The organism is Elizabethkingia argenteiflava (genome assembly GCF_009904105.1).
GTDB lineage: Bacteria > Bacteroidota > Bacteroidia > Flavobacteriales > Weeksellaceae > Elizabethkingia > Elizabethkingia argenteiflava.
In genome coordinates this window covers 1-484 of the sequence record NZ_JAAABJ010000063.1, presented here as the reverse complement: position 1 = coordinate 484, position 484 = coordinate 1, and the positions used below count along the sequence as shown (strand labels likewise).

Sequence of the window (484 nt, the reverse complement as noted above, 5' to 3'; positions counted from 1 at the left end):
TACGCCCAAATCCACTCTAATTATGATGATTGCAGCCTTTGCAGGAAGAGATTTTGTGATGCAGGCTTATGAAGAGGCCATTAAGCATGAATACAAGTTTTACTCCTATGGAGATGCCATGCTTATTCTATAATGAATTAATAGCTGGGAGGAGATCTTGGCTCTTATAAATAAGTATTAAGTAAAATCCGAGGATAGAAAAACGTATTGGTTCCAACGTATATTTAGTATACTTATTTATCATATTGTTAAAAATAGAAGGTTGAATTGCAAAAATGGGAGTGATTAAAGAACTCAAAATTTCATTAAAGTGAGAGAATATCTTATAGTGGGGTTTTATTTTTTAACACAACATAATTTATAACAATGAAAACTTCTGATTTTAATTTTAACCTTCCCGATCATCTTTTAGCAGAGCATCCATGTGAAAACAGAGATGAGGCCAAATTGATGGTGTTAGACCGTAAAACACAAACCATCGAAC

The 484-nt window shown here is 32.9% G+C and carries 2 protein-coding genes; both read left to right on the top strand.

From position 1 onward, the window contains the following. The coding region (locus tag GNY06_RS00315) for an S-adenosylmethionine:tRNA ribosyltransferase-isomerase (RefSeq protein WP_166518311.1) at window positions 1-133 on the top strand (133 nt) is incomplete at its 5' end. 233 nt (window positions 134-366) lie between these two features. Further along, window positions 367-484, top strand: a 118-nt coding sequence (locus tag GNY06_RS00310; RefSeq protein WP_166518310.1) for an S-adenosylmethionine:tRNA ribosyltransferase-isomerase, incomplete at its 3' end; no start/stop codon positions are given.